A 19294-nucleotide genomic window follows, 5' to 3' on the forward strand; every position below is an offset into this window, starting at 1 on the left:
TTAATCGCACGCTCGATAACAGCCATCAGTCGCTCGGCATGGCCCTTGCCGATGTCTTCGCTGACCTCAACAAGCATTGTCCCGGTCTCGACATCGAGAACGGAAACGGCGCAGAGGTTGGCAGCGGTATCGAGCGCAAGCAGTTTCATGCGCCATCGCCTAAACAAGAATCAGCCAGCAAACAAGTAGGTCAGCATCGTCGCGACCAATCTATTGCGGCTGGCCATGGCCTGAAAGAACCTGCACGGCACCCCGCATGCCATTGCGAAACGCATCGTCGAAGCCAACACCGCGGATTTGCCATCGATAGTTCTTTGCATCCGATCTCATTCGCCAGTCGGCGATCCAGCCAAGTGCGCTATCGCTCCAGGTGAGGGTTCCCGCTAGTGCTAGTTCACTGCCGGCCGCCGTGGCTGCGGCATCAAGATTGGAAATATCCGACCTGGGAAGCGTCTCCACGTTCCAGCCTTGCTTTGCAAGTTGTGCATTTGTTGGCAAACCCACCGGCAAGCCAACGCGTTCTGCCGCTGCCGCGAGGGAGCGGCGCATATCGGGATCACGATCACTGGTCAGTGCGAACTTTTCTTTCCTTCCGTTCACCGCGAGAAATACCACAACATGCGGCCTTGCCGAGAGCCAGGGCTTGCGTCCTAGCGATCGCAATACGGCATCGATCTTCTCGGCATCAAAATCGACAGTCAGATCATGCGGACGGTCGTAGGAACCCTGTTCGTCGTGCATTGGAACGCCGGACATACGGTCGCGATACTGGAAATGTGCAACAAATCCAGCAGCCTGCGAGGTCAGTTCAACAACCTTGGGATCCCCTATCAGGCGCGGATCACCTGACACCTTCACGAGAACATCTTCCAGGCACAGTGCCAGACCTTTGGCTCTGTTTGTTTCACCTTGCCCGGACACGACCGCTGTCGATCGATAAAGATCGGCAATGGAAGCAGCGGCCGCCAGACTGCCGCTGAGCAGGAAGGCAATTGCGAGCGATCCGGCGAGACAAGTAAAATTCCACATGCGGCTCATCTGGTTCAACATCCTTGCATGCTGACAAGTCAACTTGGCACAATCGCTACCTTAGGAAATCGGGCAGTTTCCAGCGATCACGTCAAAGCTTTTCGCAGTCAGCTCCTTGCCCGATATGTCGTGCAGCGAGATTGTCCATGAGCCGGAGACAAGTTCGAAATTTTTCTCGAAGACCCAGCCGGCATACCGTCGCCCCGCAACAGCGCTGTCAGGCCAGCTGCTCCTTTCCATCCGCCGTCCATCCGGCGCTCTTATCAGAGGGTGAAAAACCACGACGGTAATGGGAAGGACACCGAAGTCTTCGATACCGGACGTTCTATAGAGAATGCCAAAACTCGTGCCGATGCAGGCGTGAATCTTCGTGGTTCGGGTCACGTTGACCGGACCTTCCACCAGCCGGTTCAATCCCGTCGGAGTATCGGGGGAGACTTCGGATCCGACCTCCTTGGCGCTGGTCAAGCCCCAATCGACAATCTCGATTTTTGGCTCAACCTCCTCGGCCGTCGCCAGTCCTGTGTTCCCCACGATCGATAGGACGAGGAGAACAAGGTTGCAGACGCGGCGAAGGACGGCCATTTTCAAACATCTAGGCTGTCGCCTGCCTGGCTTTGAGCTCCAGGCGGCGTCTATGCAGGACCGGCTCGGTATAGCCGTTCGGCTGCTCACGGCCCTTGAAAACAAGCTCACAAGCCGCTTGGAACGCAATCGAATCGTCGAAATCGGCCGCCATCGGCTGATAGAGCGGGTCGCCAGCATTCTGCTTGTCGACGACCGCCGCCATTCGCTTGAGTGTTTCGAGCACCTGCGCTTCGGTGGCTACGCCGTGATGCAGCCAGTTCGCGATGTGCTGGGCGGAAATTCGCAAGGTGGCGCGGTCCTCCATCAGGCCAACATTGTTGATATCCGGCACTTTAGAGCAGCCAACGCCTTGGTCGACCCAGCGCACGACATAACCGAGTATCCCCTGCGCATTGTTGTCGAGTTCACGCTGGATATCTTCCGGCGTCCAGTTTGGGCGCGAAGCTACCGGCACGGACAGGATATCACTGAGCTTGGCGCGGTCGCGCTGTTTCAGCCGCGCCTGCACCTCAGCGACATTCACCTTGTGGTAGTGCGTCGCATGCAGTGTCGCGGCCGTTGGTGACGGTACCCAGGCAGTGTTGGCGCCAGCCTTGGGGTGGGCGATCTTTTGCTCAAGCATCGCTGCCATCAGATCAGGCATGGCCCACATGCCCTTGCCGATCTGCGCATGGCCGGCAAGCCCGCATTCGAGGCCGATATCGACGTTCCAGTTTTCGTAAGCGCCAATCCATGCGGCTTGCTTCATGTCGCCCTTGCGGATCATCGGCCCCGCTTCCATGGAAGTGTGGATTTCATCGCCGGTGCGGTCGAGGAAGCCAGTGTTGATGAAGACGACACGCTCCTTGGCAGCACGAATTGCTTCTTTCAGGTTCACCGTCGTGCGGCGCTCTTCGTCCATGATGCCCATCTTCATCGTATTCGGCTGCAGGTTGAGCAAGGCCTCTACCCGTCCGAACAGTTCGGAAGCGAACGCGACCTCTTCAGGGCCGTGCATCTTTGGCTTGACCACATACATGGAACCCAAACGCGAGTTCATATGCCGTCCGTTGACGCCGATATCATGGAGGGAAGCCAAAGCGGTGATCGCCGCATCCATGATGCCTTCCGCAATTTCGTGATTGTCCTTGTCGAGAATCGCCGGATTGGTCATGAGATGACCGACATTGCGCACCAGCATCAATGACCGGCCGGGCACGGTCAGCGGCTTGCCGTCCTTGCCTTTATATTCGCGATCGGCATTGAGCTTGCGCGTGACGGTCTTGCCACGCTTTTCAAAGGTGTCTTGGAGATCGCCATTCATCAGGCCGAGCCAATTGCGATACACAACGACCTTGTCCTGCGCATCGACGGCCGCAACCGAATCTTCGCAATCCTGGATCGTTGTCAGCGCCGATTCCAGCTGGACATCGGCAATGTGCGCGGGATCGTTCTTGCCAATTGGATGGTCAGCATTAATGACGATTTCCACATGCAGCCCGTTGTTGACCAGCAAAACCGCATTTGGAGCCTTGGCATCACCGCGATACCCGGCAAATTGCCCGTCGTCCTTGAGCGGCACCCCTTTGCCATTCGCCTCGATGGCAAGCCTTTGATTTTCAATGCTGAGACCCGAAACATCCGCCCAGCTCGCGCCCTCTAGCGGCGCGCTTTCATCGAGAAAGGCCTTGGCCCAGGCAATCACTTTCGCGCCCCGAACAGGGTTGAAAGCCCTGCCCTTTTCGGCACCGCCTTCTTCTGAAATGGCATCCGTGCCGTAGAGCGCATCGTAGAGCGAACCCCAGCGCGCATTTGCTGCATTCAGCGCATAACGGGCATTCATGACCGGAACGACAAGCTGCGGGCCAGCGGTGACGGCGATTTCCGGATCGACATTGTTTGTTGAAACAGAAAAGGCGTCACCTTCGGGCAAAAGGTAGCCGATCTCTTTCAGGAAGGCTTCGTATTCCTCCTGGCTGTATAGGGATTTGCGTTTTTCCTTATAGAACGCGTCGAGCTTTTGCTGGAACGCGTCGCGCTTGTGCAGCAGTTCGCGGTTCCTTGGCGCCAGATCTTCGACAATTTGCGCAAAGCCCGACCAGAATTGTGCCGCATCGATACTGGTTCCGGGAATGGCCTCATTGACCACAAAGTCATAAAGCTCCTTCGCCACCTTCAAACCGTTGATTTCGATACGCTCGCCCATAATCCGTTCCTTCACGATATTCGTCATCCTACCCTTGAACACATCCGGGCATTCCCCGTCAATTCATCAATAGTGAACAGGATTTATGCCCCAGTGGAAAGAATGAGTTAATGCGCGATACGAGGCCTGCCTGAAGCAGTAGCCACCAGCACCGCCTCAATGAACTTACGCTGATCCTCGACGGTCGCAGCGCTGATGTCCCTTAAAATGGTGATGTGCGCATCATCGGTACCAGCTTCGAGCGCCAACTGCCCAACCTGATGCTTCAGGACACCCTCTGCAAACGCGATCGATTCCTCTTCGATCTGGAAATCCTTGACCACCTCGCCTGCCATGACACGGAACAAACCCTCCACTGGCTGGCTGATATGCGCTTCGACCGACACCCGCACCTGCCCGACAACCGCGCCAAGCGCATTGGCTACATCCGTATCACTGGGGACGATACATTTTGTGCCAAGGATGTCGCCAATAGCCGGATAGTAGACGGGGGCCGATGCGCCCAGCCCGATCACTGGCCGATCTATGTCCAGCCTGGCACCGGCAATCCCGCTCTCGCCTGAAAGCGCCCGTTGAACAAGCGGGCTTGCAACCGTCTCCGGTCCTTCAAGCCCGTCCTCGGCGAAGACCGTTTCGAGGACCACTTCGGACGAGCGGCGGATCAGCGCGTCATAGGTACGGTGGGAGACTTCCTCCGGCGTGTCGCAAAGCGGGCGTCCTGCACCATCCTTGCGCCGGGCATAAAGAATTGCGCCATAGCGCGCGGCTTCCGCATTCCAGTTATCCTGCAGGCCAAGAACGTGGCAGGCATCCGACGGCGTAAAGCCTGAAAGGTGCACCAACCCGCGCGCGACAAGACGGTTGATCGTTGCGGCCTGCGAAACGGAATTCAACAACCGGTCCAGCGGCTGCGGCTCGTTCGTGATGCGCTCATAAAGTTCGGCCTCGCCTTTGCTCAGGCCCGAGGCCATTTGCGCTGGCACCCCGGTCAGGAGCGCAAAGCGCCCATCGAGCCGGCCTGCATTGGCGGCTTTGACCTGCCGCGCCAGATGATCGGTAACTGCGGAACCATGATTGGCGGCAAGCAGCGACAGCGGCACGAGCCGCCGTGGCCCAAGCCTGATGCTGGGCGCCATCGCATTGTCGTCGAGCGACACTTCCGAATCGCCGCCAAGACCGAAGGTTCGCATGGCCACCGCTTCCACCATGGTGCGGAAGCCGCCCACGGTCGCACCATTCGGGTCGAGGCGCGGGCGGCCTTTATCGAGCACCGCGACATCAGTCGTGGTCCCGCCGATGTCCGACACGATCGCGTTATCAAGGCCTGTCATATGCCGCGCGCCAACCAGACTGGCCGCAGGTCCTGAGAGGATTGTCTCAATCGGCCGGTGCCGGGCAAATGCCGCCGAGACCAGCGCGCCATCACCGCGCACCACCATCAGCGGCGCGTGGATGCCTCGCCGGTCGAGAAAGCCTTCCGTAGCGGCCACGAGCCGGTCGATCATGGCGATAAGCCGGGCATTGAGAACAGTGGTCAGCGCGCGGCGCGGGCCATTAAGTTTTGCCGACAGTTCATGACTGCAGGTGACGGGAAGACCGGTTTGCTTACGCACCAGGTCACGTACGGCAATTTCATGCTCTGGATTGCGCACTGCAAAATAGGCGCAGACCGCAAAACCAGTCACTTCTTGTGCCAGACGGGGCAATGCCTCGCTCAAAGCCGTCATGTCAAACAGTTGCGCCCGGCCATAGACATCGTGTCCGCCTGGAATAAACACCACCGGATCCGAGCCAAGCGCGACCCGAAGATCGGCTTTGTCGAGATCGGCTTCCGAGAACCCGACCATGACGAGCGCGATCCGTCCGCCGTGCCCTTCGACCAACGCATTGGTGGCAAGCGTCGTCGACATGGAGACAAGTCTGATATCTGCTGCCCGAACAGACGCTTGGGCGAGAATGCGTTCGACCGCCCCCGAAATGCCGACGCTCAGATCATGCCGCGTGGTCAAAGCCTTGGCCTTGGCGATGATACCACTGTGTTCCGACCACAGCACCGCATCCGTATAGGTGCCGCCGGTGTCGATACCGAGAAAGATCGCCTGTTCAGTTGTGGATTCAGCCATGATGCCCTGCGCCATTTGCAGGCAGGGTTAGCGCATGATGGCCGGCGCGGCTAGCGCCATTCCGACCATTTGTTGCCGCAGGCGCGTTAGATTGGAGGCGACCATGCACTTCTAGGGTCAGGACCTGTCGATCTGGTCCTGACCCTAGTCTTCACCATCAACGACGCGCAGTCGCAATTGACCCGTCGCTGACGCAGCAGAACGGCCAGCTTCGACGTCTTTGCCAACGTCGCCAACCGGAGCTTCGGCAAATTCCAGCGCCTCGATCTTCTGGCCGCGCTTGGTGACCTTGCTGGAGGAGACAAGAATATCGTCGATATCCTTGTTGGCCTGGCCGAAATGCGTCTGCAAGCGGCGAACACGGTCATCAAGACGGCCGACATCTTCCATAAGCCGGATGACCTCACCCTGTATCAGATGCGCCTGTTCGCGCATGCGCACATCCTTGAGCACCGCCTGAATGACCTGAATGGACAGCATCAGCAGCGATGGCGAGACAATGACAATACGCGAGCGATGCGCCTTCTGTACCACGCCTTCGAAATTCTCGTGGATCTCGGCAAAGATCGATTCCGACGGCACGAAGAGAAACGCCGTATCCTGCGTCTCGCCATTGATCAGATATTTCTCGGCGACATCGCGGATATGAACTTCCACGTCGCGCCGGAACTGAGCGAGGGCGATCTTCTTGGCTTCCGGATTTTCGGACTCGCGAATGGCGTTCCATGCTTCCAGTGGAAATTTCGCATCGATGACAAGGTTGGGGGCGCCATTCGGCATGCGCACGACACAATCGGGCCGGCTGCCATTGGAGAGCGTTGCCTGAAACTCGTAAGCGCCCTGCGGCAGTCCATCGGCGATGATGGCCTCCATACGCGCCTGGCCAAAGGCACCGCGCGTCTGCTTGTTGGCAAGAATCGCCTGCAACTGCACCACCTGCCCGGCAAGCGCCTGGATATTGTTCTGCGCCGTATCGATGACGGCGAGCCGCTCCTGCAGCCTAGCCAGATTTTCATGGGTCGACTGCGTCTGCTCGGTCATGGTCTGGCCGATGCGGCTCGTCATCCCGTCAAGCCTTTCGCGGATCGACTGATTGAGCTCGGCCTGCCTTGAACCAAAAAGTTCAGCCATCGTCTGCATGCGGCCCTGCATCTCGGCCTGGCTCTTAAGGATTTCGCCCATGCGCGCTTCTGCATCGCGCGCCCGGTCTTCTGCCTGGATTTCGGCAACAAGCCGCATACGGGCCGAGCGCCACACGGCAATGACAGCCAAGACAACAATCAGCGTGGCGATTGCCGACACCGCAAGCAGGGCCGCACCCACAGATACAGAGGTCGCGCCGAGCTGAAACAGCGTTTGGTCGAGAGAAAGTGACGTTTCCATAGCGTGCAGACTAACCGATTCGGATAGCAAATGTGAGATCAAAACAAGAACATTTTCACAAATGGCTTTCGCATCGGATTGACGGTTGAAAGCCGAGATATTAGGTGATGCTCATGTCTATCAAACCACTTGTCATTCTTCCCGATCCGCTATTGCGTCAGGTTTCAAAACCTGTGGAGCGCTTTGACGCCGATTTGCGCAAGTTTTCGGCCGATATGCTCGACACGATGTATGATGCGCCGGGCATTGGCCTTGCCGCCATTCAGGTGGGCGAACCGCTGCGCATGCTGGTGATCGATCTTGCCAAAGAGGACGAGCCCAAGGCGCCGCAGATTTTCATCAATCCGCAGATATTGTCGTCCAGCGATGAACGTAACGTCTATGAGGAGGGCTGCCTCTCGATCCCCGATTACTACGCTGAAGTCGATCGACCGGCGACAGTGCGGGTTTCGTATCTGGACCTGGATGGCAAGAGCCGTGAAATTGCCGCCGATGGCCTGCTTGCTACCTGCCTGCAGCATGAGATAGACCATCTAAACGGCGTTTTGTTCATCGATCATATTTCGCGATTGAAGCGCGAAATGGTGGTCAAGAAATTCAAGAAACTCGCCAAGGACCGTCCACCGAGCCGGCTGGCGGTATAAGCCAATGAGTTTGCGTATTGTTTTCATGGGCACGCCGGATTTCTCCGTGCCCATTCTCAATGCCTTAATCGGCCAAGGCCATGAGATCGTCGCTGTCTACAGCCAGCCGCCACGTCCTGCAGGCCGGCGCGGACTGGAACTCACGCCCTCACCCGTACAATGCAATGCCGAACAGTTCGGCATCGAGGTGCGCACACCCAACAGTCTCAAGAGCGATGAGGAGCAGAAGGCGTTTCGTGATCTTCAGGCCGATGTCGCCGTCGTCGTTGCCTATGGGCTCATCCTGCCTCCGGCAATTCTCGAGGGAACACGCCTCGGCTGTTACAACGGCCATGCATCCTTGCTGCCGCGCTGGCGCGGTGCCGCGCCGATCCAGCGGGCGATCATGGCAGGTGATCTCGAAACCGGCATCATGATCATGAAGATGGACGAGGGTCTCGATACTGGCCCGGTCGCCATGGCAGAAAAGATCAAGATCACCGCTGACATGACCGCAGGCGAATTGCATGACCAGCTCAGCATGGCGGGCGCGGATTTGATGGTGCGCGCCATGGCCGCGCTGGAGCGCGATAGCCTGACCTTGACACCACAATCGGAAGACGGTGTCACCTATGCTTCAAAAATCACAAAGGCCGAGACCCGCATCGATTGGACTCAGCCCGCGATAGACGTTCACAACCGTATCCGCGGCCTTGCGCCCTTCCCCGGAACCTGGTGCGAGATGGAAATCGGCGAAAACCTGGAACGGGTGAAGTTGCTGCGCTCGATCCTTGCGACTGGCGTCGGTGAACCAGGAACTGTGCTCGATGACAGTTTGCGCGTCGCCTGCGGCGAGGGTGCGGTACGTCTGCGCTCGCTGCAGCGTGCAGGCGGCAAGGTGATGGACGGGCAGGAATTCCAGCGTGGCGCCAAGATCGCGCAAGGGACACGCCTGCCATGAGCGGCGTAGTCTGAATGCCTCGTTATAAATTGACCATCGAATATGATGGCACCCCCTATGCGGGCTGGCAGCGGCAGGAAAATGGCCACACGGTCCAGGCTGCGATCGAACAGGCGATATTCAAGTTTTGCGGTGAAACCATATCTCTAGGGGCTGCCGGCCGCACCGATTCCGGCGTCCACGCGACCGCGCAGGTCGCCCACGTGGATTTGAGCAAGAACTGGAGCAGCTCGAAGATCCGTGAGGCGCTGAACGCACATCTGGTCATCGCTGGCGAGACGGTCGGTATCATCAATGTCGAACTCGTTGGCGAAAATTTCGATGCGCGTTTTTCGGCAACGGGCAGGCATTACCTCTACCGCATTATCAATCGACGGCCACCTGCTCCGCTAGAAATGAACCGCGCGTGGTGGGTGAAGAAACCGCTCGATGCCGGGGCCATGCACGAGGCAGCGCAGCGACTTATAGGAACGCATGACTTCACCACGTTCCGTGCGACCCAATGCCAGTCGAAAAGCCCGGTGAAAACGCTTGACCACCTAAGCGTCGCGCGCAATGGCGAGATCATCGAGATCAGAGCGTCGGCCCGTTCCTTTTTGCACAACCAGATCCGCTCTTTCGCAGGGACGCTTAACGAAGTCGGCTGCGGACGCTGGAATGCGGACGATGTAAGCGCAGCGCTTGCAGCGCGCGACCGCAAGGCTTGCGGACCAGTTGCCCCACCCTACGGGCTTTATCTTATTGCCGTCGACTATCCGATCACGGCCGTTTCCGGCAGGGAAATGCCCAGCATGCTCTGAAGCAGTATCATCAGGAAGAGTGATCCCGCAACAAGCACCACAAAGAACACAGCCGTGTAGGTATGGGGTTTCTTCAGCGCAACATAGGTCAGTCGGTAAGTCAGGACCATAATGGCCCCGTAAAGCAGGAGACCGAAACCGGTGGTAAGACCGGGCCAATCTGGCATAAGTGCCCGCACCAACGTTGCCGGCACCATCAACCAGGCTCCTAGGGCTGTTCCCCAATTACTGGCAACGACATAGGGACTGAAGCGCTTGGCTATGCCGAGCCGGCGCGCGGTCAAGGCGAGTACAACCAATGGCAACACCCACGCGGCGAGATCAACGAAAGCTACCCGCCCCATAATCGAGAACCGGTTTCCCGTTTCCGGCTGCAGTGCGATGATATCATTTGCGAAGATAATCCAGCCGAGAATGAGCGGCGGCAACGAGATGGTAATGGCATGGAACGACTGCCAGAATCCGTCTTCGGAAAAATCCAGCAGATCAAGCCCGTCGGCATGACCATTCATCATCCGCCAGGAGCCCCACAAATATCGCTGAATTTCATCAAAATCCGGCATGATCACTCATGTGCGTCTAAGCAAAAAAGTCGGCGATAAAGCGCTCATAGACCTGGGTCAGCGTTTCAAGATCGGCAATCGCCACCCGCTCATCAACCATATGCATCGTCTTGCCCACAAGACCAAATTCGACCACTGGACAATAATCCTTGATGAAGCGGGCATCAGAGGTACCGCCGGAGGTCGAAAGTTGAGGCCGCTTTCCTGTAACCGCCTCGATTGACGCCGTCAGCGTGCCAATCAGCTTCTCGTTGCGGGTAAGGAAGACATGACTTGGCCGGTCACGCCAAATCAATTCATAATTCACGGCCATCTTCTTCCCGGGGCGCAATTTACGGCGCCCGGAAGCTTGGTCGAGACGATTGTGTATCTCCGCCATCAAGGTCTCATCATTCCACGTGTCGTTGTAGCGTACGTTGAATGTTGCTGTTGCCCTGGCCGGTATTACGTTCACCGCCGGGTTACCAACATCAATGGTCGTGACCTCAAGATTGGTTGCCTGAAAGTCTTTCGTGCCCTTGTCGAAGGCCGGATAAAGCAGGCTGTCCACCAGCATTACCAGACCGCGCGCGGGATTATCGGCAAGATGCGGATAGGCCACATGGCCCTGAACGCCACGCACGATGATCGTGCCTGACAGGGAACCGCGCCGGCCGATCTTGATCATATCGCCAAGCTTGTCCGGGTTGGTTGGCTCACCGACAATGGACGCATCCCAGCTTTCGCCCTTTGCCTTGGCCCATTCAAGCAACTTGCCGGTTCCGTTGATAGAGGGACCTTCCTCGTCACCGGTGATCAGGAAGGAAATCGAGCCCTTCAGATCGCTGTTCTTCTCGAGTTGGCGAGCCACGGCAGCAGTGAAACAGGCAATACCGCCTTTCATGTCCACGGCACCGCGCCCATACATTTCACCGTTGTGGATGGCGGCGGAAAAAGGCGGATAAGTCCATGAAGCTTCATCGCCGACAGGCACGACGTCCGTATGCCCTGCAAACATCAGATGCGGTCCATTGCCGGAACGCCGCGCATAGAGATTTTCGATGTCGGGTGTGCCGTCTTCGCTAAAGATCGGCCTCTCCACGCAAAAGCCCAGCGGTGATAGCATAGCTTCCAGCGCGGTCAGCGCACCGCCTTCGACGGGCGTTACCGACGGGCATGCAATGAGTTGGGCGAGGTTTTGTACAGGATCTGTCGAGGATTTCATGCCTAAAGCGATAATGGAAAAGCGCGATCCTGTCACGCACTGGATCGCAGTTCCTGCATCTGTTTTAATGCCTTAAGAGTAGGTCGATCAGGGGAGTGCAATGATCGCAGACGATAGCCGGATTGTCATCGCCGGTGCCGGATCGATTGGCTGCTATGCGGGTGGTTGCCTTGCCGCGGCCGGCAAGCGCGTGACCTTCCTCGTGAGGCCACGCGTTGAAGTTGCTCTTGCGCAGCATGGTCTCAAGATTATCGATCTGGATGGCACAGCGAGACTGGTGGGGCCGCAGGCGTTTGACCTGGCCGTTGATCCCGCAATTGCTTTCAAGCGTGCCGACATCATCCTCGTCACCGTCAAGAGCGGTGCCACCGAGGAAATGGCCAAGCTGATTGCAGCGCATGCACCGTCAAAGGCAACAGTTGTCAGCCTGCAAAACGGCGTCAACAATGCGAAGGTCCTGCACCAAAATCTTTCCGCAGGCTTCACGGTGATTTCCGGCATGGTGCCATTCAACGTCGTTCAGTCCGAACCGGACGTCGTACCACTCACTGTAAGACGCACGACTGAAGGTGTCGTTCTCATCGATGACAGGTCGGCAGATCTTGCTGATGATCTTTCAGTGCCAGGCCTTGAGGTCCGTGACAATCCGGACATGCAAGGCGTTCTTTGGGGTAAACTACTGATGAACCTCAACAACGCGCCCAATGCGTTATCGAACCTGCCACTTGCGACGCAACTAGCCGATCGAAACTGGCGGCTTCTTCTGGCGGATCAGATGAGCGAGGGTCTGAGGGTTCTCAATGCGCATGGCATCGTACCATCAAAGATTCAGGGTGTTTCGCCCGCTATTGTGCCCTGGGTTCTGCGCCTACCAAATTTTCTTTTCCGAATCCTGGCGAAAAAGATGCTCAACATCGATCCTCGCGCCCGTTCCTCCATGTGGGAGGATCTATCGCGCGGACGGGCGACGGAAATCGACTATCTGCAGGGTGTGCTCGTTCGATTGGCCGATGAGAAAAATATCGCGGTTCCACTCCTGAGACGCGTATTGGCCTGTGTGAAGCAAGCGGAGGGTGAGCCCCTTCGAAGCCACTCAATTGAGGAAATCCGTACGGCAAACATCTGAAAGCCGCCAAAGAAGGTCAAAGGCCCCCTTTGGCGAAACAAATCAGTCGCGCAGCAATTCGTTGATCGAAGTCTTGGAACGCGTCTTTTCATCGACGCGCTTGACGATCACGGCACAGTAAAGGCCCGGGCCCGGCTCGCCGTTCGGCAAGGGTTTGCCCGGCAACGTACCGGCAACGACCACCGAGTAAGGCGGCACTTCGCCATAGAAAATTTCGCCAGTTGCGCGGTCGACGATCTTGGTCGATTTGCCGATGAATACGCCCATGCCAAGCACAGCACCTTCACGGACGATGCAGCCCTCGACCACCTCCGAACGCGCACCAATGAAGCAATTGTCCTCAATGATGGTCGGGCCAGCCTGCATCGGCTCAAGAACACCGCCAATACCGACGCCGCCGGACAAATGCACATGCTTGCCGATCTGCGCGCAAGAACCGACCCCCGCCCATGTGTCGACCATTGTACCCTCATCGACATAGGCGCCGAGATTGACGAAAGATGGCATGAGGATCACGCCTGGAGCAATGTAAGCGGAACGGCGGACAATCGCATTTGGAACCGTACGAATACCTGCCTTGGCGAATTCAGTTGCGCCCCAGCCATCGAATTTCGATGGCACTTTGTCCCACCAGGTCGCACCGCCAGGTCCACCCTCGATTATGCCCATCGGATTGAGACGGAACGACAGGAGAACCGCCTTTTTCAGCCACTGATTGGTCTTCCAGGCCCCATCTGGCTGTTTGTCGGCAACACGCACTTCCCCGCTATCGAGCAGGAGTAGAGAAGTTTCAACGGCCTCACGAATTTCGCCGCGCGTTTCAGTGCTGATCGCATCGCGTTCATCGAAGGCCTTGTCGATCGTCTTTTCGAGACTGGCGAGATCGGGCTTGGACATTTTGATATCACTCCATTACACGGGCGGTTAAAGCGGATTGCATGGCCTAGTAAGTTAAGTCTGGGAGAGGGTCAATCTCGGCGTTACCATGTTGGATGATGGATGGATTTTTATGTCTGTAAACGTCATCCGCGTCCGCAGAAGGAGAAGAAAAATTGAACACCGATGAAAAAAATAGCTGGACGCCGTTTTCTCATTCCTCTGAAGCGGTTCGGCGCGTCGAGACGTCACCTGAAACACCGCAGACTCAATCGGATACTTACCGTCTGGCGTTCGCCGACCCGGAGTTCATGACACGCCGCGATTTGCGCGCGGTGCGCCTTCAGCTGGAGTTGCTAAAACCCGAGATGGCTCTCGCCGAACGCGGCATCCGCTCCACCGTCGTCTTGTTTGGCGGTGCTCGCATTCCGGAGCCGGGAGGGGCGGCATGGGCCGCAAAAAATGAAACGCAGAAGAAGAATCTTGAAGCCAACTCGCATTACTACGCCGAAGCGCGCAAGTTTGCGCAACTATGCTCGACCTACTCTTCGACGACATATAATCGCGAATTTGTCGTTGTCACCGGCGGCGGACCGGGCGTGATGGAAGCTGGCAACCGTGGCGCTGCCGATGTCGGTGCCCCGACTATTGGCCTGAACATTGTCTTGCCGCACGAACAGGCACCCAACGCCTACGTGACGCCAGAGCTCTGCTTCAATTTCCATTATTTTGCCATCCGCAAGATGCACTTCCTGATGCGTGCCAAAGCCATGGCAATCTTTCCCGGCGGCTTCGGCACGATGGATGAGACGTTCGAGGCACTTACACTCATTCAGACAGGGCGAATGGAGCGCATTCCCTTCCTGCTATTTGGAAAGTCCTTCTGGGAAAAGGCCATCAACTTCGATTTCTTGGCCGAACAGGGTGTCATTTCGCCGTCAGACCGCCAACTAATCACCTTCGTCGACAAGGCAGAAGAAGCCTGGGACGTTATTAAGGCCTTCTACGAGCTGGAGTAGCCGTATCAGACGGTCTCGCTGACGTTCACCGGCCGCGGCAGGATTGAATTGAGGAACGAGGCAAGATTATCGGTGACATAGTCGACGTGGTCCGTATTGCCCGGATCACGTTCCCAGATTTCCGAGAATGTCGGTTCGAAATTGTGTGGCACGATCAGGACCGTTGTCATGCCCAAAGCCTTGGGCTCGACGAGATTGCGCGCCAGATCCTCAAACATCACGCTGCTGGCCGCCTCAATCTTGTGCAGATCGAGGAAGCGATTGTATGTTTCCCGGGCGGGCTTTGGCGTCAATTCCGCCGCCCTGATATCAAAAATATCGTCGAACTGTTCGAGAACGCCAAGCTGACGCGCCGCGCGCTCAGCGTGGCCACGGTCGCCATTCGTGAAAATGAACTTGCGGCCAGGCAATTGCTTGATGGCAGTGGCCAGTGACGGATCTGGCACCAGCCAGGAATAGTCGATGTCATGGACCTTCTGCAGAAAATCGTCCGGATCGATGTCATAGCGATCCATCAAGCCTTTGAGGGTCGTGCCATAATCCTTGTAGAACCGCTTCTGGAGCTCCCGCGCATCGGCATGGGACAGCTTCAGGAGGTCTGCAACATAACCCGTCATTTTCACATCGATCTGGGAAAACAGATTGGAGTGATGCGGATAAAGGGTATTGTCGAGATCGAAGACCCAGTCGGTCACATGGGCAAAATTCAAAGGATCAGGTTGGTTTGTCATATACGATAAAGGTTCCGCCGTTTCTCAAGAAGCAAAAGCAGATGCATGGAAATCTGTTTCACTCCCGAATCAATAGACGAAAAAAGTCTGAACTACGACCGTTTTTAAATTTTCTGCTAACAGGCGCTTCATTAATGCGTCGTAGTACCTGGGGGCAGTTCAAGAGGTCCGATGTAAAGAATTCTCTTCAAATGCGCGATGGTCATGGTCATTTCGGTGATGTGTTCCCTGCTGATCACGGGAATCATGATGACCGCCAACGACATGCACGACCCGAAGGGATATATGATCGCCACTGTCTGCCCCCTGCTGATCTCCCCCGCCATCTCTTTCCTGGTCTTCCGGCAAGCCGAGAAATTACGGCTAACGCTTGAAACGCTCAACCGGGTCATGCAGGAACTCGAAGTCACTAATGCGAAGCTGTTCGAGAAATCATCACGCGACAGCATGACCGGGTTGCTCAATCGCGAGGCGTTCTTCAACCACATGGAAAAAGTGCGCGGGCAACAGGCTGGATCTCTCCTGATCATTGATGCTGATCATTTCAAAAAGATCAACGATATGCACGGGCACTACAATGGCGACGGTGCCTTGATGGCCATTGCCCAATGCATCGCCAAGTGCGTCGGCAACGATAAAAGTATAGCGCGCATTGGCGGCGAGGAATTCGCTGTTTATCTCGCGACGGACGATGAGACCCGGGTCAAATCCACTGCCGAAACCATTCGCGCAGAAGTAACCCAGCTCGAATTCCAGACACCCGAGAACGAACGTGTACCGCTCAGCGTCAGCATTGGTGGCATCGTCGGCGTGTCGAAAGGCGCGATGGCCGATCACTTCCAGATTGCTGACTGAAGGCTTTACGAGGCCAAGCGCAACGGCCGCAACTGCGTGCGCATCCAATCAGGCATGAAGAATGCGGCTTGAGGCAACTGGCCGCGAAAGGCCAGTTACCCGGCGAGGCCTAGACCGTCGCCGGATCCATTGGCTCAACATCTTTCCAGCGGGCAATCAACGTCGCCATATCAGCCTTCTCGAAGGCATCTCGCAGTGATGCAAACGATGGCAAGACGAAATAGGCACGCTGGAACTTGTCGATTTCGTAATTCGTGTGCATCACCGTTTCGAGGTCAAACGGCACATGATGCGCATCCGGGCTTGTTACAGCAAACTGCAACTCGCTGAACGATGACATAAGGCCAGCACCAAACGCCTTGAGCGGCGCCCCCTCCTCCTGCATCAGTCCGAATTCGGCTGTATACCAGTAGAGCCTGGCCGCAAGCTGTTCGCCGCCCATGCGAGATGCCGCGCCACCTTTTTCGCCGTAGAGCTGCATGAAATCGGCAAAGACCGGCTGGCTCAATATCGGTACGTGGCCAAAGAAGTCGTGGAACATGTCTGGTTCGACGATGTAGTCGAGCTCCTTCTTGCTCCGCAACCAGTTCGTCACCGGGAAGCGCCGGTTGGCCAGATGATCGAAGAAAGGCTCGTTCGGGATCAAGCCCGGCACAGCGACGATTTCCCACCCGGTCAATTTGCGTAGCCGCTCGCTGACCGCGTGGAAATCCGGTATACGATCCAGCAGGCCGAGCGCATCCACGCCATCGAGATAAGAGTGATGGGCGAGCTTCGATGTCAATTTCGTCTGGCGATCGCAAAGCGTGCGCCACACCTCCTGGTCTTCGTCAGAGTAGTCGTACTGCTGCTCGACGGTGAAATCCGCATGGCAAACGGCATAGTTGCCACGCAATCCTTGCTCGGCACATTCGCGCGCATAGGCTTCAACGCTGATAGTCATGGGATGCTCCTCCAATTCGTGATCATTGCGACAGGATAAAACGAGGAAACGAGAGAATTTGACCTAAACAGCTCAAGGATGCATTATTTCAGGTGAATTATCTCTCATTCTGGAGGAAACTGAGTGATATCACCTCAATTGAGCGACTTTGAAGTCAAGATGCTGCAAATTCTTCAGGGCAATGGTCGCATTGCGGTAACTGATCTTGCGCAAATGATCGGCCTGTCGGCAACGCCCTGCGCGCGGCGGTTCGAACACCTGCAGGAAAGCGGTGTAATCAAGGGCTTTGCCGCCACCATCGACAGACGGGCGATAGGCCTGATGGTGGAAGTCTTTGTGCAGGTTCGCCTCAATACGCATAGCGACGACTCGCCCGAGCGCTTCATCGCCGAGATCCAGCGCATGGACGAGGTCTCGTCCTGCTGGACCATGACAGGCGAACACGATTTCCTGTTGCACGTGATGGTTCCGACGGTGGACGATCTCAACGATTTCGTCATGCATCGGCTCATGCGCCTGAAGGGTGTGCGTGATGTGCACACCCAACTTGTCCTGCAAAATATCAAGGGACCGGGGAAAATCCCGCTGGGTCACCTCAAACGATGATCAGGGAACGAGCAGAGTGCCCGCGCCGCGTTCGGTGAAGAGTTCGAGCAGAACCGAATGCGGCGTCTTGCCGTTGAGGATAACGACGCCCTCGACGCCGCGGTTGATCGCATCGATGCATGTTTCAACCTTTGGAATCATGCCGCCCGAGATTGTGCCATCCTTGATGAGTGCGCGGGCCTGACCAACGGAAAGCTCCTTGATCAGCTCCTTGTTCTTATCAAGCACACCCGGCACGTCAGTCAGGAACAGAAGCCGCGAAGCTGCAAGGGCACCTGCAATGGCACCCGCAAACGTATCGGCATTGATATTGTAAGTATGACCATCGCGGCCCGGAGCGACCGGTGCGATGACCGGAATCATTTCGGAGCGGGCAAGAAGATCGAGGAGGGTACGATCAATTTCCACGGGCTCGCCGACGAAACCTAGGTCAACGATCTTTTCGATGTTTGAGTCGGGATCGATGACGGTCTTCTTGGCCTTTTCGGCAAAGACCATATTGCCGTCCTTGCCGCACAGACCGATCGCCCATTCGCCTTCGGCATTGATGAGAGCAACGATTTCCTTGTTGATCGAACCAGCGAGAACCATTTCGACGATTTCGAGCGTCTTCGCGTCGGTGACACGCAGGCCGCCCTCGAATTTCGATTCAATGCCCATACGCGCAAGCATGGACGCGATCTGCGGGCCGCCGCCATGGACAACAATCGGATTGATACCGGATTGTTTCAAAAGCGCGATATCGCGGGCAAATGCCTTGCCCAGTGTCGCATCACCCATTGCATGGCCGCCATATTTTACGACCACGGTCTTGTTTTCATAGCGCTGCATATAAGGCAGGGCGGCAGAGAGAAGGTTTGCCTGGATTTCGGCGGTTTGGTCAGCGTCGGACGTGGAGGACATGGATGCGCAGGCTCCGGCTTTGGAAGGACGGGGGGTACTTACCGCTAAAGACGGGTTCGGGCAAACATGATTTAGGCCCTGCGCCAACGTTTTTGTCGACCTGCCATTGACAGCGCAACCCGTCGGCAGATTTAAATTGCGCAGACAAGACGCTGGAAACGCCATCCACATGACGCCTGAAGGCATATCGGAGCTGATCTCGCGTGTCTCGCTTCGAGACCGGGCGGCTTTCGATATGCTATACACCTCCACCAGCGCGAAACTTTTTGGCGTCTGTCTGCGTATCTTGGGTAACCGGACGGAAGCAGAAGACGCGCTGCAGGATATCTACGTCAAGATTTGGAACAAGGCAGATCGATTTGCCGTCGCCGATACCAGCCCGATTTCATGGCTGGTCGCGATTGCCCGCAATCACTGCATCGATGTGCTGCGTGCGCGTAAGCCTGCAGCAGCCGAGCTGGACCAGGCCGTGGACGTTGCTGAACCGTCACCCAATCCCGAACAGCTCGCAATGGCGACTGGCGAAGCACGGCGCATCTACGATTGCCTCGGCCAGCTGGAAGCGACGCGGGCCGCTGCAGTTCGAGGCGCCTATCTGAACGGCGACAGTTACGAGACGCTGGCAAGCCGCTACAATGTGCCTTTGAATACGATGCGAACATGGCTGCGCCGCAGCCTGATAAAATTGAAGGAATGCCTGGAGGGATGAGCTCGACACCACCCGAAGACACAATCCCCGAAGGCGATGATCTCGTCGCTGCCGAATACGTGTTGGG

19 protein-coding genes are annotated in these 19294 nt (G+C 56.8%); 8 read left to right on the forward strand and 11 right to left on the reverse strand.

What is annotated here, in order from left to right; all coding sequences use genetic code 11:
* Nucleotides 1–210 precede the first annotated feature (210 nt).
* The 5 genes from AAAC48_RS06530 to AAAC48_RS06550 form a co-directional block, all read right to left on the reverse strand.
* The gene (locus AAAC48_RS06530) at nucleotides 211–1038 is read right to left on the reverse strand and encodes a DUF2066 domain-containing protein (protein ID WP_340653406.1); all 828 of its coding nucleotides are present in this window, start codon (nucleotides 1036–1038) and stop codon (nucleotides 211–213) included.
* Nucleotides 1039–1089: 51 nt separating this feature from the next.
* Nucleotides 1090–1614, reverse strand: coding sequence for a DUF3859 domain-containing protein (locus tag AAAC48_RS06535; protein ID WP_340653407.1), 525 nt, complete (start codon nucleotides 1612–1614; stop codon nucleotides 1090–1092).
* A gap of 10 nt (nucleotides 1615–1624) precedes the next feature.
* The gene (locus AAAC48_RS06540; RefSeq protein ID WP_340653422.1) at nucleotides 1625–3820 is read right to left on the reverse strand and encodes a malate synthase G; all 2196 of its coding nucleotides are present in this window, start codon (nucleotides 3818–3820) and stop codon (nucleotides 1625–1627) included.
* 89 nt (nucleotides 3821–3909) lie between these two features.
* Nucleotides 3910–5925 (reverse strand): hydantoinase/oxoprolinase family protein, encoded by a 2016-nt coding sequence (locus AAAC48_RS06545; RefSeq protein WP_340653408.1) that lies wholly within the window; start codon nucleotides 5923–5925, stop codon nucleotides 3910–3912.
* A 144-nt stretch (nucleotides 5926–6069) separates the two neighbouring features.
* Nucleotides 6070–7308 carry a DNA recombination protein RmuC gene (locus AAAC48_RS06550; protein ID WP_340653409.1) on the reverse strand — a complete coding sequence of 413 codons (1239 nt, stop codon included), beginning with the start codon at nucleotides 7306–7308 and terminating at the stop codon, nucleotides 6070–6072.
* A 113-nt stretch (nucleotides 7309–7421) separates the two neighbouring features.
* Between AAAC48_RS06550 and def the strand changes: the two genes are divergently transcribed.
* The 3 genes from def to truA are packed head-to-tail and all read left to right on the forward strand — an operon-like array spanning nucleotide 7422 to nucleotide 9692.
* A complete protein-coding gene (gene def, locus AAAC48_RS06555) occupies nucleotides 7422–7952 on the forward strand; it encodes a peptide deformylase (protein ID WP_340653410.1) in 531 nt (176 codons plus the stop codon).
* Between the two features lie 10 nt (nucleotides 7953–7962).
* Entirely contained in the window at nucleotides 7963–8892 is a 930-nt protein-coding gene (gene fmt / locus AAAC48_RS06560; protein ID WP_340653423.1) for a methionyl-tRNA formyltransferase, read from the forward strand.
* 14 nt (nucleotides 8893–8906) lie between these two features.
* The gene (gene truA, locus AAAC48_RS06565; RefSeq protein ID WP_340653411.1) at nucleotides 8907–9692 is read left to right on the forward strand and encodes a tRNA pseudouridine(38-40) synthase TruA; all 786 of its coding nucleotides are present in this window, start codon (nucleotides 8907–8909) and stop codon (nucleotides 9690–9692) included.
* Here the strand turns inward: truA and AAAC48_RS06570 are convergent.
* Nucleotides 9644–10255 (reverse strand): hypothetical protein, encoded by a 612-nt coding sequence (locus AAAC48_RS06570; protein WP_340653412.1) that lies wholly within the window; start codon nucleotides 10253–10255, stop codon nucleotides 9644–9646. The genes truA and AAAC48_RS06570 overlap by 49 nt on opposite strands.
* Nucleotides 10256–10271: 16 nt before the next feature.
* Nucleotides 10272–11459 carry a succinyl-diaminopimelate desuccinylase gene (dapE, locus tag AAAC48_RS06575; protein ID WP_340653413.1) on the reverse strand — a complete coding sequence of 396 codons (1188 nt, stop codon included), beginning with the start codon at nucleotides 11457–11459 and terminating at the stop codon, nucleotides 10272–10274.
* Nucleotides 11460–11559: 100 nt separating this feature from the next.
* Between dapE and AAAC48_RS06580 the strand changes: the two genes are divergently transcribed.
* On the forward strand, nucleotides 11560–12585 hold the full coding sequence (locus AAAC48_RS06580) for a 2-dehydropantoate 2-reductase (RefSeq protein ID WP_340653414.1): 1026 nt from the start codon (nucleotides 11560–11562) through the stop codon (nucleotides 12583–12585).
* 42 nt (nucleotides 12586–12627) lie between these two features.
* Here AAAC48_RS06580 and dapD read toward each other — a convergent pair whose 3' ends face one another.
* A complete protein-coding gene (gene dapD / locus AAAC48_RS06585) occupies nucleotides 12628–13482 on the reverse strand; it encodes a 2,3,4,5-tetrahydropyridine-2,6-dicarboxylate N-succinyltransferase (protein WP_340653415.1) in 855 nt (284 codons plus the stop codon).
* Between the two features lie 155 nt (nucleotides 13483–13637).
* Between dapD and AAAC48_RS06590 the strand changes: the two genes are divergently transcribed.
* The gene (locus AAAC48_RS06590; protein ID WP_340653416.1) at nucleotides 13638–14480 is read left to right on the forward strand and encodes an LOG family protein; all 843 of its coding nucleotides are present in this window, start codon (nucleotides 13638–13640) and stop codon (nucleotides 14478–14480) included.
* 5 nt (nucleotides 14481–14485) lie between these two features.
* Here AAAC48_RS06590 and AAAC48_RS06595 read toward each other — a convergent pair whose 3' ends face one another.
* Nucleotides 14486–15211, reverse strand: a complete 726-nt coding sequence (locus tag AAAC48_RS06595) for a pyrimidine 5'-nucleotidase (protein WP_340653417.1) — start codon at nucleotides 15209–15211, stop codon at nucleotides 14486–14488.
* Nucleotides 15212–15457: 246 nt separating this feature from the next.
* Here AAAC48_RS06595 and AAAC48_RS06600 point away from each other — a divergent pair, with 246 nt between their 5' ends.
* Nucleotides 15458–16066: a GGDEF domain-containing protein gene (locus AAAC48_RS06600; protein WP_340653418.1), complete on the forward strand. Its 609-nt coding sequence runs from the start codon at nucleotides 15458–15460 to the stop codon at nucleotides 16064–16066.
* Nucleotides 16067–16175: 109 nt separating this feature from the next.
* On the opposite strand, the gene phhA is transcribed toward AAAC48_RS06600, so the two are convergent.
* Nucleotides 16176–17009, reverse strand: a complete 834-nt coding sequence (phhA, locus tag AAAC48_RS06605; RefSeq protein ID WP_340653419.1) for a phenylalanine 4-monooxygenase — start codon at nucleotides 17007–17009, stop codon at nucleotides 16176–16178.
* 123 nt (nucleotides 17010–17132) lie between these two features.
* On the opposite strand from phhA, the gene AAAC48_RS06610 reads away from it, so the two are divergent.
* Entirely contained in the window at nucleotides 17133–17615 is a 483-nt protein-coding gene (locus AAAC48_RS06610; protein ID WP_340653420.1) for an Lrp/AsnC family transcriptional regulator, read from the forward strand.
* Here AAAC48_RS06610 and argB read toward each other — a convergent pair whose 3' ends face one another.
* Nucleotides 17616–18518 carry an acetylglutamate kinase gene (gene argB, locus AAAC48_RS06615; protein WP_340653421.1) on the reverse strand — a complete coding sequence of 301 codons (903 nt, stop codon included), beginning with the start codon at nucleotides 18516–18518 and terminating at the stop codon, nucleotides 17616–17618.
* 169 nt (nucleotides 18519–18687) lie between these two features.
* On the opposite strand from argB, the gene AAAC48_RS06620 reads away from it, so the two are divergent.
* Nucleotides 18688–19227 (forward strand): sigma-70 family RNA polymerase sigma factor, encoded by a 540-nt coding sequence (locus AAAC48_RS06620; protein WP_340653424.1) that lies wholly within the window; start codon nucleotides 18688–18690, stop codon nucleotides 19225–19227.
* Nucleotides 19228–19294: the final 67 nt, after the last annotated feature.

The organism is Phyllobacterium sp. (assembly GCF_037994405.1).
In the GTDB taxonomy this organism is placed as follows: Bacteria; Pseudomonadota; Alphaproteobacteria; order Rhizobiales; family Rhizobiaceae; genus Phyllobacterium.

Coding starts and splice junctions, on each gene's coding strand:
- AAAC48_RS06595 (WP_340653417.1), bottom strand. CDS start 15,211: ATGACAAACCAACCTGATCCTTTGAATTTTGCCCATGTGACCGACTGG.
- truA (WP_340653411.1), top strand. CDS start 8,907: ATGCCTCGTTATAAATTGACCATCGAATATGATGGCACCCCCTATGCG.
- AAAC48_RS06530 (WP_340653406.1), bottom strand. CDS start 1,038: ATGAGCCGCATGTGGAATTTTACTTGTCTCGCCGGATCGCTCGCAATT.
- AAAC48_RS06580 (WP_340653414.1), top strand. CDS start 11,560: ATGATCGCAGACGATAGCCGGATTGTCATCGCCGGTGCCGGATCGATT.
- dapD (WP_340653415.1), bottom strand. CDS start 13,482: ATGTCCAAGCCCGATCTCGCCAGTCTCGAAAAGACGATCGACAAGGCC.
- AAAC48_RS06600 (WP_340653418.1), top strand. CDS start 15,458: ATGATGACCGCCAACGACATGCACGACCCGAAGGGATATATGATCGCC.
- def (WP_340653410.1), top strand. CDS start 7,422: ATGTCTATCAAACCACTTGTCATTCTTCCCGATCCGCTATTGCGTCAG.
- phhA (WP_340653419.1), bottom strand. CDS start 17,009: ATGACTATCAGCGTTGAAGCCTATGCGCGCGAATGTGCCGAGCAAGGA.
- dapE (WP_340653413.1), bottom strand. CDS start 11,459: ATGAAATCCTCGACAGATCCTGTACAAAACCTCGCCCAACTCATTGCA.
- argB (WP_340653421.1), bottom strand. CDS start 18,518: ATGTCCTCCACGTCCGACGCTGACCAAACCGCCGAAATCCAGGCAAAC.
- AAAC48_RS06545 (WP_340653408.1), bottom strand. CDS start 5,925: ATGGCTGAATCCACAACTGAACAGGCGATCTTTCTCGGTATCGACACC.
- AAAC48_RS06550 (WP_340653409.1), bottom strand. CDS start 7,308: ATGGAAACGTCACTTTCTCTCGACCAAACGCTGTTTCAGCTCGGCGCG.
- AAAC48_RS06535 (WP_340653407.1), bottom strand. CDS start 1,614: ATGGCCGTCCTTCGCCGCGTCTGCAACCTTGTTCTCCTCGTCCTATCG.
- AAAC48_RS06620 (WP_340653424.1), top strand. CDS start 18,688: ATGACGCCTGAAGGCATATCGGAGCTGATCTCGCGTGTCTCGCTTCGA.
- AAAC48_RS06570 (WP_340653412.1), bottom strand. CDS start 10,255: ATGCCGGATTTTGATGAAATTCAGCGATATTTGTGGGGCTCCTGGCGG.